General features: G+C 63.1%; 13 protein-coding genes. 1 reads left to right on the forward strand and 12 read right to left on the reverse strand.

Annotated elements, in window-relative coordinates; all coding sequences use genetic code 11:
- On the forward strand, positions 1–320 hold a 320-nt coding region (locus DU490_RS17285), incomplete at its 5' end, for a hypothetical protein (protein WP_220270437.1).
- Between the two features lie 436 nt (positions 321–756).
- Here the strand turns inward: DU490_RS17285 and DU490_RS02005 are convergent.
- The 12 genes from DU490_RS02005 to asd form a co-directional block, all read right to left on the reverse strand.
- Positions 757–1,953, reverse strand: a complete 1,197-nt coding sequence (locus DU490_RS02005) for an O-succinylhomoserine sulfhydrylase (protein WP_114572674.1) — start codon at positions 1,951–1,953, stop codon at positions 757–759.
- Positions 1,954–1,979: 26 nt separating this feature from the next.
- Positions 1,980–3,503, reverse strand: coding sequence for an amidophosphoribosyltransferase (gene purF / locus DU490_RS02010; protein WP_114572675.1), 1,524 nt, complete (start codon positions 3,501–3,503; stop codon positions 1,980–1,982).
- Between the two features lie 113 nt (positions 3,504–3,616).
- Positions 3,617–4,198 (reverse strand): CvpA family protein, encoded by a 582-nt coding sequence (locus tag DU490_RS02015; RefSeq protein WP_114572676.1) that lies wholly within the window; start codon positions 4,196–4,198, stop codon positions 3,617–3,619.
- Positions 4,199–4,214: 16 nt separating this feature from the next.
- On the reverse strand, positions 4,215–4,931 hold the full coding sequence (locus tag DU490_RS02020; RefSeq protein WP_181869927.1) for an SPOR domain-containing protein: 717 nt from the start codon (positions 4,929–4,931) through the stop codon (positions 4,215–4,217).
- Between the two features lie 29 nt (positions 4,932–4,960).
- Complete coding sequence (gene folC / locus DU490_RS02025; protein WP_404872824.1) at positions 4,961–6,280, reverse strand: bifunctional tetrahydrofolate synthase/dihydrofolate synthase; 1,320 nt, start codon at positions 6,278–6,280, stop codon at positions 4,961–4,963.
- Entirely contained in the window at positions 6,249–7,280 is a 1,032-nt protein-coding gene (gene accD, locus DU490_RS02030; protein WP_114572678.1) for an acetyl-CoA carboxylase, carboxyltransferase subunit beta, read from the reverse strand. The genes folC and accD overlap by 32 nt, the downstream gene beginning before the upstream one ends.
- 66 nt (positions 7,281–7,346) lie before the next feature.
- Positions 7,347–8,162: a tryptophan synthase subunit alpha gene (gene trpA / locus DU490_RS02035; protein ID WP_114572679.1), complete on the reverse strand. Its 816-nt coding sequence runs from the start codon at positions 8,160–8,162 to the stop codon at positions 7,347–7,349.
- Positions 8,163–8,171: 9 nt separating this feature from the next.
- Positions 8,172–9,386: a tryptophan synthase subunit beta gene (trpB, locus tag DU490_RS02040; protein ID WP_114572680.1), complete on the reverse strand. Its 1,215-nt coding sequence runs from the start codon at positions 9,384–9,386 to the stop codon at positions 8,172–8,174.
- Positions 9,387–9,468: 82 nt separating this feature from the next.
- A complete protein-coding gene (locus DU490_RS02045) occupies positions 9,469–10,119 on the reverse strand; it encodes a phosphoribosylanthranilate isomerase (protein WP_114572681.1) in 651 nt (216 codons plus the stop codon).
- Positions 10,116–11,090, reverse strand: a complete 975-nt coding sequence (gene truA, locus DU490_RS02050; protein ID WP_114572682.1) for a tRNA pseudouridine(38-40) synthase TruA — start codon at positions 11,088–11,090, stop codon at positions 10,116–10,118. The genes DU490_RS02045 and truA overlap by 4 nt, the downstream gene beginning before the upstream one ends.
- A gap of 7 nt (positions 11,091–11,097) precedes the next feature.
- A complete protein-coding gene (locus DU490_RS02055; RefSeq protein ID WP_114572683.1) occupies positions 11,098–13,866 on the reverse strand; it encodes a FimV/HubP family polar landmark protein in 2,769 nt (922 codons plus the stop codon).
- Positions 13,867–14,106: 240 nt separating this feature from the next.
- Entirely contained in the window at positions 14,107–15,219 is a 1,113-nt protein-coding gene (asd, locus tag DU490_RS02060) for an aspartate-semialdehyde dehydrogenase (protein WP_114572684.1), read from the reverse strand.
- Between the last annotated feature and the right edge of the window lie 13 nt (positions 15,220–15,232).

Genomic DNA, 15,232 nt, shown 5'->3' on the forward strand with positions numbered 1-15,232 from the left:
ACGACGTGGCACTGTCGGTGGAGAGGATCGTTGTTGGAGCGCTGGTCTCCATCGCGACTGGCGCCGGCAGGCGCCCGGCGGAGGCTGCCGACGCTGGCTATTACCGCGACCATGGCAACACTGCCGGGAGGCCTGCGGCCTCCAGTCGTGATCTGAAGATACTCCAACAGCGCGTGGCGCCGTTGGTGGAGAGGATCGTTGTTGGAGCGCTGGTCTCCATCGCGACTGGCGCCGCCAGGCGCCCCGGCGGAGGCTGCCGACGCTGGCTATTACCGCGATCATGGCAACACCGCCGGGAGTCCTTCGGCCTCCAGTCGTGATCTGAAGATACTCCAACAGCGGTGTGGTTTGCCTTAATGGAAAAAACAGCTGTTGGAGCGCTGGTTCCCATCGCGACTGGCGCCGTCAGGCGCCTTGGCGGAGGCCACGGCGTTGTCGATGGTCGCTGGCACTGGCAACCCCGCCGGGAGGCCTGCGGCCTCCAGTCGTGATCTGAAGATGCTCCAACAGCGGTGTGGTTTGCCTTAATGGAAAAAACAGCTGTTGGAGCGCTGGTCCCCATCGCGACTGGCGCCTTGGCGGAGGCCACGGCGTTGTCGATGGTCGCTGGCACTGGCAACCCCGCCGGGAGGCCTGCGGCCTCTTCACGCCAGTCTGCGTAGAACCAAAAAAATGACGCTGTCGGAAAGCGACAACTACCCGCCAGGACACAAGCTCCTGCCAGGTTAATGCCATACCTCTCGCCAAACGAACAGCTCAAACCAAGGCATCGAGTCCCCGCGCCAGGTCGGTGCGAATATCGTCGAGAGACTCCAGTCCCACCGCCACGCGAATCAAGCCCTCGGTGATACCGGCAGCGAGTTTCTGGTCGTCGGAGAGGCGGCCATGGGTTGTGGTGGCGGGATGAGTGATGGTGGTCTTGACGTCCCCCAGGTTGCCGGTGATGGAGAGCATGCGCGTGGCATCGATCACCGACCAGGCAACTTCACGCCCGCCCTTCACCTCGAAACCGAGCACCGCGCCGAAGCCCTGCTGTTGACGCGACGCCAGCGCATGCTGCGGATGGTGTTCCAAGCCACTGTAGTAGACCTTCTCCACGGCCGGATGACTCACCAGCCACTGCGCCAGCGTCAGGGCATTCTCGCAGTGTGCCCGCATGCGCAGACTCAGGGTTTCAAGCCCCTTGGTGAATATCCAGGCATTGAACGGGCTGAGACAGGGTCCGCATGTGCGCACAACACCGAAGATCTCCTCCAGCTCCTGGTTGCGCCCAACCACCGCGCCACCCACCGCCCTGCCCTGCCCATCCAGGTACTTGGTGGCCGAGTGGATGACCAAGTCGGCGCCCAGCGCCAGCGGCCGCTGGAGCGCCGGAGTCAGAAAACAGTTATCGATGGCCAACAGCGCGTCATGCCGATGGGCTATCTTGGCAAGGGCTTCGATGTCGACGAGCTCCGAGAGCGGATTGGAGGGCGTCTCGGCGAACAACAGGCGAGTGTTCGGCGTGATGGCTGCTTCCCAGGCCGCAAGGTCCGACAACGCCACATAGTGCGTGGTGATACCCAGCTTGCCGAAATACTTGTCGAAGAGGCTGACCGTCGAACCGAACAGCGAGCGTGAGGCGACTATCTCATCGCCGGCCGACAGCAGCGCCATGACCGTGGCCAGTATGGCTGACATACCGGAGCTGGTGGCTACGCAGCGCTCGCCCCCCTCCATTACCGCCAAGCGGCGTTCGAAGGTATGCACCGTAGGATTGGTGAAGCGCGAGTAGACGTTGCCAGCCTCCTCGCCACCAAACTTCCGTGCGGCTTCTGCCGCGCTACCATAGACGAAGCTCGACGTAGGAAAGATCGGCTCGCTGTGCTCCTGCTCGAAGGTGCGCTGGTGGCCGGCGCGAATCGCTTGGGTCTCCAGAGCCCAGGCTCCTTCCGGTGTCGGGTCGTCGTGCATGTTCGGTCCCTTGTTCTTGGCAGCGATCAGTCGTCGATGTCGTCGTCCTGATTGTGCATTCCCACCAGCGCATGGCCGCCCGTGCTCTGCTGCTGCTTGGCGGCGTCGTTGCGCGATGCCTCGAGCGCCGACAGATAGCCGTCATCGATATCGCCAGTGATGTAGCGACCATCGAAGACCGAACAATCGAAGGTAGCCAGTTCCGGATTCACCTCACGACAGGCTGCCTTGAGGTCCTCCAGATCCTGGTAGAAGATCCTGTCGGCACCAATGAGCTCGCCCACCTCGGTTTCACTGCGACCATGGGCAATCAGTTCGTTGGCGGCCGGCATGTCGATCCCGTAGACATTAGGATAGCGCACGGGGGGGGCCGCCGAGGCGAAGTAGACCTTGTTGGCACCGGCCTCACGTGCCATCTGGATGATCTGCTTGCAGGTGGTACCGCGCACGATAGAGTCATCCACCAGCAGCACATTCTTACCCTTGAACTCGATGTCGATGGCGTTGAGCTTCTGGCGCACCGACTTCTTGCGCTGGGTCTGGCCGGGCATGATGAAGGTCCGGCCGATATAGCGGTTCTTCATGAAACCTTCCCGATACGTCACACCCAGGTGCTGAGCCAGCTCCAGCGCCGAGGTGCGTGACGTATCGGGAATCGGGATAACCACGTCGATGTCGTGTTCCGGCCATTCGCTGCGAATGCGATCGCCGAGCTTGCGGCCCATCTGCATGCGGGTGCCATAGACATAGGCACCGTCGAGAATGGAGTCCGGGCGAGCCAGGTAGACGTGCTCGAAGATGCAAGGCGCAAGGTTGGGACGGTCGGCACAGGATTGCGTATGGATATTGCCCTCCATGTCGACGAAGATCGCCTCGCCGGGCGCTAGGTCGCGATGCAGTTCGAAACCGCCCACGTCGAGAGCCACCGACTCCGAGGCAATCATCACCTCCTGGCCGCTGCCCTCGTCGCGGGTGCCGAATACCACCGGACGAATGCCGTTGGGGTCGCGGAAGGCCACCAGGCCGAAGCCGTTGATGATTGCCACGGCCGCATAACCCCCACGGCAGCGCCGATAGACACGACGCACGGCATCGAAGATGTCGCCCGGTTCCAGGTGGGGACCTTGCTTGCCCAGCTCATGGGCGAAGACATTAAGCAGTACCTCGGAGTCGGAACTGGTGTTGATGTGGCGCAGGTCAGAGGAGAACAACTCCTGTTTGAGCTGATCCGAATTGGTCAGATTGCCGTTGTGCGCCAGCGAAATCCCATAGGGCGAGTTGACGTAGAAGGGCTGGGACTCCGCCTCGCTGGACGAGCCGGCCGTGGGGTAGCGCACGTGGCCGATGCCCACGTTACCCTTCAGCCGTGCCATGTGGCGAGTGTGGAAGACATCGCGTACCAGACCGTTGCTCTTGCGGAGAAGAAAGCGGCCTTCGCTCCATGTCATCATGCCGGCGGCATCCTGTCCGCGATGCTGTAGCACCGTCAGGGCGTCATAGATCGCCTGGTTGACGGTCTGCTTGGCCAGAAGGCCCACGATACCGCACATTCCACCTTACCTCGCTGCCATGGGGCCGGCCTGGAGGCCGGCATATCGTTCAATTGTCGTTCGCGTGTCGTGCGCTGGGTCAGGATGATCGTCAAGAACATAAAGCCGATGGCTCAGAGCGTGGTCTCGTTTGGGACGCTGGGCGCTTCGCGCTCGGTGGCTTCGCGGCTTTGCGGAAACGACAGGTTACGCCACGACTCGGGTGTCTCGGGCACCCGATCCTCCCAGGCTTCCAATTGGCTGACTGCCCAGTCACGCAACTGCTCGAAGGCGGGCCTCAGCTCAGCCTCCTGCCAGGCTTGAAGCTGGGCCAACGGGGTCAGCGTGATCAGGATGGTGGCGATGATCAGTATCGCCGCCCCACGCGCTACACCGAAGCAGGCGCCTGCCACGCGATTGAAAAATCCCATGCCGACCCACTCCACTGCCGCATGGACCATGCGGATGACGATGCCGCAGAGCAAGATGACCCCGAGGATCACCAGCACGAAGGCCAGCACCAGGCGGCCATCGGGATTGTCGATGAACCCTGACAACAGGTCGGCCACAGGCTCGGCCAGCAACCGCGCCGCCAGCAGGGCGATGATCCACGCCGCCAGCCCAAGCCCTTCCCGGATCAGACCGCGCATGAAGCCCGCCAGGGTCGATACCGCCAGTACGCCGAGAAATATCCAGTCAATCCAAGTCAGTAACATGGGTTCACTCTTTACGTCACTCCCTCACCCGTACCAGCAGTCCTTGAAGGTTGGCCTGCTCTTTCAGCTCAGCCATGGCGCGCTCGCCAGACTCGGAGGAGTCGTAGGGTCCGACGTATACCGTGGTCATGTTGTTGTCACGACGTTGGCTATAAGCCGAGAACCCCTGCTCCACCAGTTGGGCCTGGAGCCGCTCGGCGTTGCCCAGTTCGGCGAAGCTGCCCACCTGTACTGCCCACTCGCCGGCCGCAGTCGTGGACGTGGCACTCGGCTCAGCATCAGCCTGTCGGCTGTCGAGCCGCTCGGATGCTGCACGGGCCAGGTCAGCGATGGGGTCTTCGGCAGGCACATCCCGAACCAGCGGTTCGTCAGCCTCGGGCACCTGTTGCGCGAGGTCCGGCTGGAGCACCTCAGTTGGCGGCACCTCAACGACAAGCGCCTCTTCCGGTGCATCAATACCAAGTTCAACGACAGGTTCGATATCGGCGGGCTCAGACAGCGAGCTTGCCTCTCCTGGCGACGAGCCGGGGCCACGGATTTCCCCCAGGCTACTTGGCGGCTGTGGATCAGGGATATCGCGTCGCTCAACCGGCACCGGCTGCTCGATACTCATGATCGGTTGCGGTCGCTCGTCGCGGGGTGCCGGATCGTCGAACAGCATCGGCACGAAAATCACCGCCAGGGCGATCAGGATAATGGCCCCGCTGATACGCTCACGCATTCCGTACTTCATCTTGACCTCCTGCCCAGGCTAAGCCACAGCTATGCCTGCATCCATGCCAGAATGGCGCCTACGGTAAAGAAGGAGCCGCAGACCAGTACTCGGTCTTCAGGGGCGAGCCGGCTGCTCAGCCACTCGGCTCCTGCCTCCGGCGATGTCGCCTGGAAAGCCACCGCCGCGCCACTTGCGTGAACGTGTTCGGCCAGCTCCGACGCAGTGCGCGCACGCTCGCCCACCAGGGTCACTGTCACCCAGGCGTCCGCGACTGCTGCCAAGGCGCCTATCACGCCATCGGCATCCTTGTCGCCCAGCATGCCCAGCAGTATCCAGGTTCGACCCTTGCAGGGCATGGCCTGTAGCCGCCCTGCCAGATAGGCCGCCGCATGCGGGTTGTGCCCGACATCGAGACACCACTGCCCCAGCCACTGCATCCGCCCCGGCAACCTGACGTCGGCCAGTGCCCGCCGACAGGCGGCAGTATCCAGGGCCACATCGGCCAGAGTCAGGGCCTTGAGCGCCGTTGCTGCATTGTCCAGCGGTAGGCCAGGGTCAGGCAAGTCATCGAGAGAATCGCTGCCGGCAACGGATTCGCCACCCTGCCAGCGCCAGCCGGATGGACCCGCTTCCTGCCAATCAAAGGCTTCACCGATGGCCACAATAGTAGTCCCACGCTCAACTGCCGTCGTACGCACGCTGTCCGGGAGGTCGCGGCTGCCCAAAACCGCTGGCCTGCCCATGCGAAAGATACCCGCTTTTTCACGGCCGATACCATCGAGGTCGTCGCCCAGGTACGCTGCGTGGTCACGGGCGATGGTAGTGATTACCGCCACGTCGGCATCGATGATATTCACCGCGTCCAGCCGTCCGCCGAGGCCGACCTCCAGGATTGCCATATCCGGCTGCAACCCTTTTATAGTCCAGAGAGCCGCTAGCGTACCTACCTCAAAGTAACTCAGGCTGACAGGGCTGCCGTCAAGGCGTGCCGCCTCGACCACCTCGAACCCCGCAATCAGCATATCGTCGCTGGCCTCAACCCCATCCAGGCGAAGCCGCTCGTTGTAGCGGAGAAGATGTGGCGACGTATAGCTCGCGGTGGAAAGACCATGCGCTCGGGCCAGCGCCTCGAGCATGGCAACCGTGGAGCCTTTGCCGTTGGTTCCCGCGACGGTAATGACACGCCGAGCCAGGGTGGCGTCGAGTAGACACATGCGACGGCCGACCTCGGACACTCTGTCGAGGCCGAGGTCGATACCCATGGGATGCGCTGCTTCCAGCCGAGCCAACCAGGCATCGAGACGGTGGGATGTATCGGGTCGCGTCACGGCCGGGTCAACGCGCCGGCTCGGAGCGGTCGTCTTCACTGTCAGGCTCGCCCGGTTCCAAAGACTCATCCGCAGAGTCAGTCGGCTCGGAGGCAAGGGACTGTTCAACATCAGCCTCTTCGCCCTGCTCGGCCATATCGACCAGATCCGGCTCGCCCAGCAGCTCCTCGTCGAGACCGATTGCAGGCTGGTGGGTCAGCTTGCGCAGCACTCCACCCAGCCGGTTGCGCATATCGCCCCGCGACACGATCATGTCCACGGTACCGTGCTCAAGCAAGAATTCGCTGCGCTGGAAGCCCTCGGGTAACTTCTCGCGAACGGTCTGCTCGATGACCCGCGGGCCGGCAAAACCGATCAGCGCATTGGGCTCAGCTACGTTAAGGTCGCCAAGCATGGCCAGCGACGCGGAAACACCACCGAACACCGGGTCTGTCAGCACCGAAATGTAGGGCACGCCCGCCTCGCGCAACCGCTCCAGCGCCGCCGATGTCTTGGCCATCTGCATCAGCGAGAACAGCGCCTCTTGCATACGCGCACCACCCGAGGCTGAGAAGCAGATCAGTGGTATGCGCTCCTCCAGGGCCAGGGTGGCGGCACGCACGAACTTCTCGCCCACCACGGCCCCCATGGAACCACCCATGAAGGTGAACTCGAAGGCCACTATGACCACCGGCAGGCCGTCGAGACTGCCACGCACGGCAATCAGCGCATCCTTCTCGCCGGTTTCCTTCTGGGCAGCACTGAGGCGATCCTTGTACTTCTTCGAGTCGCGAAACTTGAGGCGATCCATGGGCTCGAGATCCGCCGATATCTCCTCGCGCCCCTCCTTGTCGAGGAACCAGTCGATGCGCTTGCGCGCAGTCAGCCGCATGTGATGGTCACACTTGGGGCAGACGTTGTGGTGCTTCTCCAGCTCAGGCAGGTAGAGCACCGCTTCGCATTTGGGACACTTGCGCCACAGGCCATCGGGCACGCTGGCCCGGCGATCCTTGCGTTGTATACGCCCCATGGAAGGGACGATCTTGTCAAGCCAGCTCATGAAAGGCTTCCGTATGCTGTCACGCCCGGCGTGGCCGGGCGTCGTGTATCGAATCGGTTGGCGACGTCAGCGACCGCTCAGGGCATCCAGGGCCGTGCGCATTTCACTCAGTACCGCCTTGAGTTCACCGGCTATAAGGCCAGGATTCTCGGCATTGGCAGCGATACGGCTGACCAATGCACTGCCGACAATCACGCCATCGGCCACCTTGCCGACCTCGGCTGCCGAGGCACCGTCGCGGATACCAAAGCCCACGCAGAGCGGAAGGTCAGTCAGTTCGCGCAGCGGTGCCAGATGGCTGGCCACATCCTCTGCATTGAGCGTTGCGGCACCGGTCACACCCTTGAGGGCCACATAGTAGAGGTAGCCTTCGCCATGGCCGCATATTGTAGCGGCCCGCTCATGGGAAGTGGTAGGGGCAACGAGAAAGATCGAGGCCAGCCCACGCGCCTTGAGGATAGGCCCGAGCACATCGGCTTCCTCGGGGGGCATATCGACGGTGAGCACCCCATCGACACCTGCGGCGGCGGCCTGGTCGGCGAAGGCGTCCAGGCCGATCCGCTCAACTGGATTCAGGTAGCCCATCAGGACCACCGGGGTATCGGTGTCGGTCTGGCGAAACTCGTGGACCATCTCGAACAGATGGGTCAGGCGTACGCCGTGCTTCAGCGCCCGCTCGCAGGCCTTCTGGATCACCGGGCCGTCGGCCATGGGGTCGGAGAATGGCACACCCAACTCGATGATATCGGCGCCCGCTTCCACCATCGCGTGCATGAAACCAACGGTATGCTCGGGCGCCGGGTCACCAGCGGTGATGAAGGGAATCAGCGCCCGACGGCCATCGGCCTTGAGCGCGGCGAAGCGTTGGTCGATACGGTTCATTTGAGCCCCTTAGAATTCGATGCCGTCGAGTTTGGCAACCGTCATGATGTCCTTGTCGCCGCGCCCGGAAAGGTTGACGACGATGTTCTGGTCGGGACGCATGGTCGGCGCCAGCACCTTGGCATAGGCCAGGGCGTGGGCGGACTCCAGTGCCGGCATGATGCCCTCGACCCGGGTCAGTTCACGAAACGCCTCGAGAACCGCATCGTCGTTGGCCGCCACGTAATTGACACGCCCGACATCCTTCCACAGCGCGTGCTCGGGGCCGACGCCGGGATAGTCCAGGCCCGCCGAGATCGAGTGGGTATCGGAAACTTGACCGCCTTCGTCCGACATCAGGTAGGTACGGTTGCCGTGCAACACGCCGCGGGGTGCATTGGAGGCGAGCGGCGCTGCGTGACGACCGGTCTCGACACCGTCACCGCCGGCCTCGACGCCGTACATGACCACGTCATCGTCTTCGACGAAGGGGTAGAACAGGCCCATGGCGTTGGAGCCGCCGCCGACACAGGCAACCAGCGCGTCGGGGAGTCGGCCAAATTCCTCCAGCGACTGGCGTCGTGCCTCGCGACCGACCACGGCATTGAAATCACGCACCAACATGGGATAGGGGTGCGGGCCGGCCACGGTGCCGATGATGTAGAAGGTGTCATCGACGTTGGTGACCCAGTCTCGCAGCGCCTCGTTCATCGCATCCTTCAGCGTGCGGGTTCCGGATTCCACCGGAATCACGTTGGCGCCCAGCAGGTGCATGCGATAGACATTGAGTTTCTGGCGCTGGACGTCCTCGGCGCCCATATAGACATCGCATTTCAGCCCGAGACGTGCCGCCACCGTGGCCGTGGCCACACCGTGCTGCCCGGCACCAGTCTCGGCGATCACCCGTGGCTTGCCGCTCTTCTTGGCCAGGAGCGCCTGGCCAATGGTGTTGTTCACCTTGTGGGCGCCGGTATGGTTGAGATCTTCCCGCTTGAGCCAGACCTGTGCCCCGCCCAGCTGCTTCGACCATCGCTCGGCGTGATAGAGCGGAGACGGACGGCCCACGTAATGGGCCAGGTCATAGTCGAATTCGGCCTGGAATTGGGGATCGTCGCGAAGGCTAAGGTAGGCCTTCTCCAGATCGTCCAGGGCGAAGCTCAGGGTCTCCGAGACGAACCGGCCGCCATACGCGCCAAAGTGGCCACGGGCATCCGGCAGTCGGGTCAGGTCACTGAACTTGCTCACGAAAGACACCTCATAGGGTCGCCAGTAGGAACAGGAGAAAATCAAGGAGATACGGTCGACGCACCACGGCTTAGCGAAACCGCTATCGGCACCCGCTATCGGCACCCTGCACCGCCGCCGCAAAGGCCAAAAGCCGTTCGGGGTCCTTGCAACCGCGAGCCACCTCAACGCCGCCGGAAACGTCTACCGCAAAGGGACGCACACGGACGATGGCTTGGGACACATTGGCCGGCGTCAAACCTCCCGCGAGAATAACAGGTTTTGCCAGGCTTGAGGGGATTCGCGACCAGTCGAAGGTCTCGCCGGTGCCGCCCGGCACCCCGGGACGATAGGCATCCAGCAGTAGCGCCTGGGCACCGGAATAGGCCTCTGCCGCAGCGTGCAGGTCGAGATCGCCGCGCATGCGCAGCGCCTTGATCCAGGGGCGCTCGAATCCAGTGCAATAATCCGCGGTTTCGTCACCGTGGAACTGCAGCAGGTCCAGATGCCGGCTGACGCTGGCGACCTGTTCAACCGATTGGTCGACGAAAAGTCCGACACGAGTGACGAAGGCGGGCACACGGGCGGCGAGCGACGCAAGGCGCTCCTCGTCGACATGCCGACGGCTGCCCGGCCAGAGCACGAAGCCAAGTGCGTCGGCACCGGCAGCCACGGCGGCATCCACGTCTTGCTCGCGGGTCAAGCCGCAGAACTTGATCCGGGTACGAAGAGGCGGCGGATGCGATTCGCTCATGACTCTTTCTCCCCGGCCAGCCTCTCCTCGGACAGCTTACCCTTCTGCAGCCCTGGTGCAGGGTGCGACTCAGCCAGCGGACGCTCTCGTCGGAATTCGACCATGGGGCAGTCGGGCAATTCGCGCTCGCCGGTCCATTCACCCAAGAACGCCAGCAAGTTGGGCCCGAGCGGCTCCCGTGGCAGCCCCCAGGCCTCGTCGTAGAGCGAATCGACGAAGTGCAGGCCACAGGCCGGGGCAGTGACATCGGAGAGGGTGCGGTCCTTGAGTGCCATCAATTCCGCCAGGTAGGTGTCGCCTCGTTGGCCACGACCAACGCCCACCAGCGCACCGACGATATTGCGTATCATGTGATGAAGGAAGGCGTTGCCCTGGACATCCACGACCACCAGGGGCCCATGCCGGTGCACCTCGATGAAGTGCAGCTTGCGCCACGGTGTCTTGGACTGACAGCCCGCCGCCCGGAAGCTGGAGAAATCATGCTCACCAATCAACACCTGAGCCGCACGATGCATCGCCTCGGCGTCCAGCGGGTCGCGACACCAGGTGACGTTGCTTCTCTCGAGTACCGGCCGACTCGGTTGGTTGAGGATGATATAGCGGTACCGCCTTGCCAGTGCCTTGAAGCGCGCATGAAAGTCGTCAGGCACCTCATGCACCCAACGCACCGCGATGTCTCGCGGCAGGTTGGCGTTCACGCCGAATACCCACGCTTTCTGCGAACGCGGTACCGAGGGATCGAAGTGAACGATCTGACGAGTAGCATGTACACCGGAATCGGTGCGCCCACTGGCGTGCACCGTAATCGGTTGGCTGGCGACCTTCGTCAGCGCCCGCTCCAGTTCGGCTTGTACCGAAGGGGAGTGCTTGAGGCGCTGCCAACCACAGTAGGCACTGCCGTCGTATTCCACCCCCAGGGCCAGGCGGCCGCTTAGGGGGTGGCGTTCATCGAGTCGTCGAAACAGGGTCATTCGGCCATCAGAGTCGGTAGTGGGTGAGCAGTTCCTGCGCCTGTGCCTGGAGCCTGGGATCAGCGCTGTCCCGCAGGCGCTGCAGCAAGGCATGCGCTTGTTCTGTCGCACCGGTTTCAAGCAATCGGCGCGCCTCGTCAAGGTCATCGACCCCGGCCACGGAGGCGTCAGGAGCCTCATTATCCCGGCCCAGAGGTGGAAAGGCCACCTCCTCAACTTCCCACTGCTCTTCTGGCGCCGGGCGCGCCTCGTTCTGGCGAGCAGCATCCTGCGGTGGAACGTCCTGCTCGCCGTCGGTTGCCACTTCAGCCAGCGTCTCGTTGCTCGATGCGGTGGTGGGAAAATCGATGCAGGGCTGCATCGGTGTTTCTTCGCGCCGGCCCGGTTCAGGATCGAGGGTGGGCGGCTGATAGTCGATCATATCGCTCGCCTGATCCGAGGCCCTGAGCGAGGGAAATTCCGGCAAGGGCTCGCCATTCTCCACCTCCTTATCCACCTCCTCATCCGCTCCCTCCTCCACTGCCTTCACTGCTCCCTTCTCCGTTCTCTGGTCCTCTTCGACCTCCAATGACGACAGCGATTCGGCGAAGTGGGACTGCTCAGGCATGGCGTGGAGTTGGGTATTTTCGTCGTGCGGACCGATCCGCGCTGAGCCGACTTGGCGACTGGTCTTGCCGTTGTCGTCTTCTACTTCATTGCTTCGACCGAATTTATTGCGTTTCTCGACCTCACTGCCATCGTCGATCTCGCGGCCATTTTCGCCATCACGGTTTGGAAGATCGAGCAGGGCGTCGAACTCCTGCGGCGGCAACTCCCTGGCGCCAGCAAACTCAGCCCGCGCCCGGTCACTGTGAATGTCGCTGTCGGACGCCGCCGCACGATGGGCAGCCATGATTCGGCTGGCTTCTGCCACCATGGATGGATCGCCCCCTTCGGCGAGCCGTTCTGCCTCCCGCTCGGCTGATGACCAGTCACCCTGCTCCACGTGGACAGCCAGCAGTTTTAGTCGCAGATCGTCCCGCCCGGGCTCACGAGCGAGTCCGGCCAAGAGGCTCTCCCTGGCCTGGTCGTAGCGGCCGTAGGCCATGAAGATATCCGCCTCACTGATCGCTTCAGCTTGCGGCATCGGCGCAGGCTGCTCGACAGTCGGCTCGGCGCTGGCGACAGACATGCCCGCGACGACCGGCGGCGTCACCTGGGAAGTTGGCGGCACAGCTACGGGTGCAGCCGGCGCCCCGTAGGTGACGTTGGGCATGGTGGCGAAGCCCTTGTTCGACTCCGATTCCCGGTAGCGACGACGGCGTATCAGCAACCAAAGGCCCAGCAGGGCCGCCAGCCCTGCCCCACCCAATATCAGCTGGTGGTCCAGGCCGTCCTGATAGACCGCCTCCCACCAGGCCGATTCCGACTCGAGCGCCTCACCGCCCGGTGGCAGCAGGCCACCAGCACCTGGGCCACCCACACCACGCCCGTCGGCAAGCAGGGCGGCCAACTGGTCGCGCATGGCAACGACCTCACTGCGCAGGCCACCCAGCTCACTCTGTAGTGCATCACGCTCAGCCTGAACCGCCTCGAGCGCACTCTGACTCTCCCGCCAGCGGCGCTCCAGGCTTGCCAGGCGCTGCGCTTCGCTCTGAGGAGCGAGCGCCCCGGCATCAAGGGATACCAGTACCTCGGGATCAAGCCGCGGGTCAGTCGATGCCTGGCCAGCCTCACTCGGTGTGCCTGCTGTCGTCTCCCCTCCACCTGCCCCGCCCTCAGCAGACGCCGGTCCCGCAGCGGCTTCGGCGGCCAGTTCGGCATCGCTGAGCAATGTGAGGCGGGGCTCTGCGGTCTCCTCAACGCCACCCACCAATTCATTGCCAGCCTCTTCGGCTCCGGATACCGGCTCTGACTCGCCGGCGGTGTCGACATGCTCGGTGGTCTCGGCTGGCACGGCTTCGACACTGGCAACCTCGGACGCACCGAAGGGGACAGGAGCAGGAGCGCCGCTGCCACGACTGGCCCAAGCCTGGTTCATGGCCTGCACCACGGCGCTTGCCTGCTGAGAAGAGCGGCCGGTAATCGCGTCGCGGGAAGGCACGACCAGGGTATGTCCTGCACGCATGGCGTTGATGTTGCCGGAGGGAAATATATCCGGATTAGCCTCTACCAGTGCCACCATCATCTGATCCATGCTGATACTGCTGTCGGGCCGCAACCGGCCAGCGACGACCCAAAGGGTATCGCCGCTGCGCACCCAGGCCGGATCGCCGGATGGCTCGTCTCGCGGTGGTGCGACGGCGCGCTGTGATGGCGCTTCCCGCACGAGCTCAGCGGCGGAAGGCTCAGCAGAGACGGCAGATCGTGCTGGCGCCCCCCCGACCAGTACTGGCAACTGGTCGTAATCGGGCGGGTCCAGCAACAGAGTGACCTCACGAAGCTGCCTTCCCCCAGGCCACTCGAAGCTGAGCATCAAGTCCAGCCAGGGCTCGCGCACTGCCCGCTCACTGAACAGGTCCACCACCAGTTGCCCCTCACGCACCTGAACCGCGGTACGCACGCTGGCGGCCAACGGCGAGCGGATCAGCCCGGCGGATTCGAACTCGCGGGGTTCGGCCACCGATACCCTCAACAAGTCTGTCTCGAGCCCCACGGTATCGGTCAATGGGATCGTGGCACGCAACGGCGCATTGAGCGAAGAGTGGACCGCCACCTCCCCGACCCCCAGTGCCAGCGCCTGAGGGCTTGTGGCCGACAGCGATAGCAGCATGGCAATTGTCAGCTTGCGTCTCATAGGTTCCCTTGCGTAGCCGTCGTCACCGACGTGCAGCAGTACGTTTGATTTTTTTCTAAGGCCAATAATCAAGCCAATAAGAAATTTGTATCACATTCTTATCAGCCTGTGTCTTTCCGGACGCATAGTTGCCCACCTTTCAACCCGCAAACCCTTACCTGGCCTCGAGCTTACATCAGGCAATATAAAAACGGGGCACTCCCAAGGAAGTGCCCCGCCATCGCTGGTTCAAGCGGTGGATCACTGCTCTCGCAGGATCTTCAACATACGCTTGAGCGGTTCGGCCGCCCCCCACAGGAGCTGGTCGCCGGCAGAGAAGGCGGATAGGTACTCGCCCCCCATGTTCAGCTTGCGCAAGCGACCCACCGGGACGCTCAAGGTGCCGGTAACGACTGAAGGAGTCAGACCCGCAATGGTGGCCTCCTTGTCGTTGGGGATCACCTTGACCCACTCGTTATGTTTGGCAATGCGCTCCTCTATCTCATCTATCGGCAGATCTTTCTTCAACTTGATAGTGAAAGCCTGGCTGTGCGAACGCATGGCACCGATGCGCACACAGATGCCGTCGATGGGCACCGGGTTGTCCTGCAGCCCGAGAATCTTGTTGGTCTCGACGCTGCCCTTCCACTCCTCTCGGCTCTGGCCATTGTCGAGCTTGGTGTCGATCCAGGGCAGCAGACTGCCGGCCAGCGGTGCGGTAAAATTCTCGACAGGAAAATCACCGCTGCGCATGGCTGCCGTGACCTTGCGGTCGATATCGAGGATCGCACTGCCCGGATCGTCCAATTGGCTGGCCACGCTATCTCGCAGGGCGCCCATCTGGTTGAGCAGTTCGCGCATGTGCTTGGCCCCGGAGCCGGAAGCAGCCTGGTAGGTCATGGAAGTCATCCACTCGATCAGGTCGGCCTCGAATAATCCGCCCAGGCCCATCAACATCAGGCTGACGGTGCAGTTGCCGCCGACAAAGGTCTTGGCGCCGCTCGCCAGCTGTTCGTCGATGACGCGCCGATTGACCGGGTCGAGCACGATGGTGGCTTCGTCCTTCATGCGCAGGGTGCTGGCGGCATCGATCCAGTAGCCCTTCCAACCGCCGCCGCGCAGGTCACCATAGACCTCCTCGGTATAATCGCCGCCCTGGCAGGTGATCACGACATCCAGTGCCTTGAGCTCATCAATGTCGGTGGCATCCTTGAGCGGAGGAACGTCGACGCCGATGTCCGGGCCGGGCTTACCGACCTGGGAAGTGGTGAAGAAGATCGGCTCGATGCCGTCAAAATCTCCATCTTCCTGCATGCGCTGCATGAGTACCGAGCCCACCATGCCGCGCCAACCGACGAAACCGACTTTCAACATGTGAAGTCCTCCA

It is taken from the genome of Halomonas sp. DQ26W (assembly GCF_003339685.1).
GTDB lineage: Bacteria > Pseudomonadota > Gammaproteobacteria > Pseudomonadales > Halomonadaceae > Halomonas.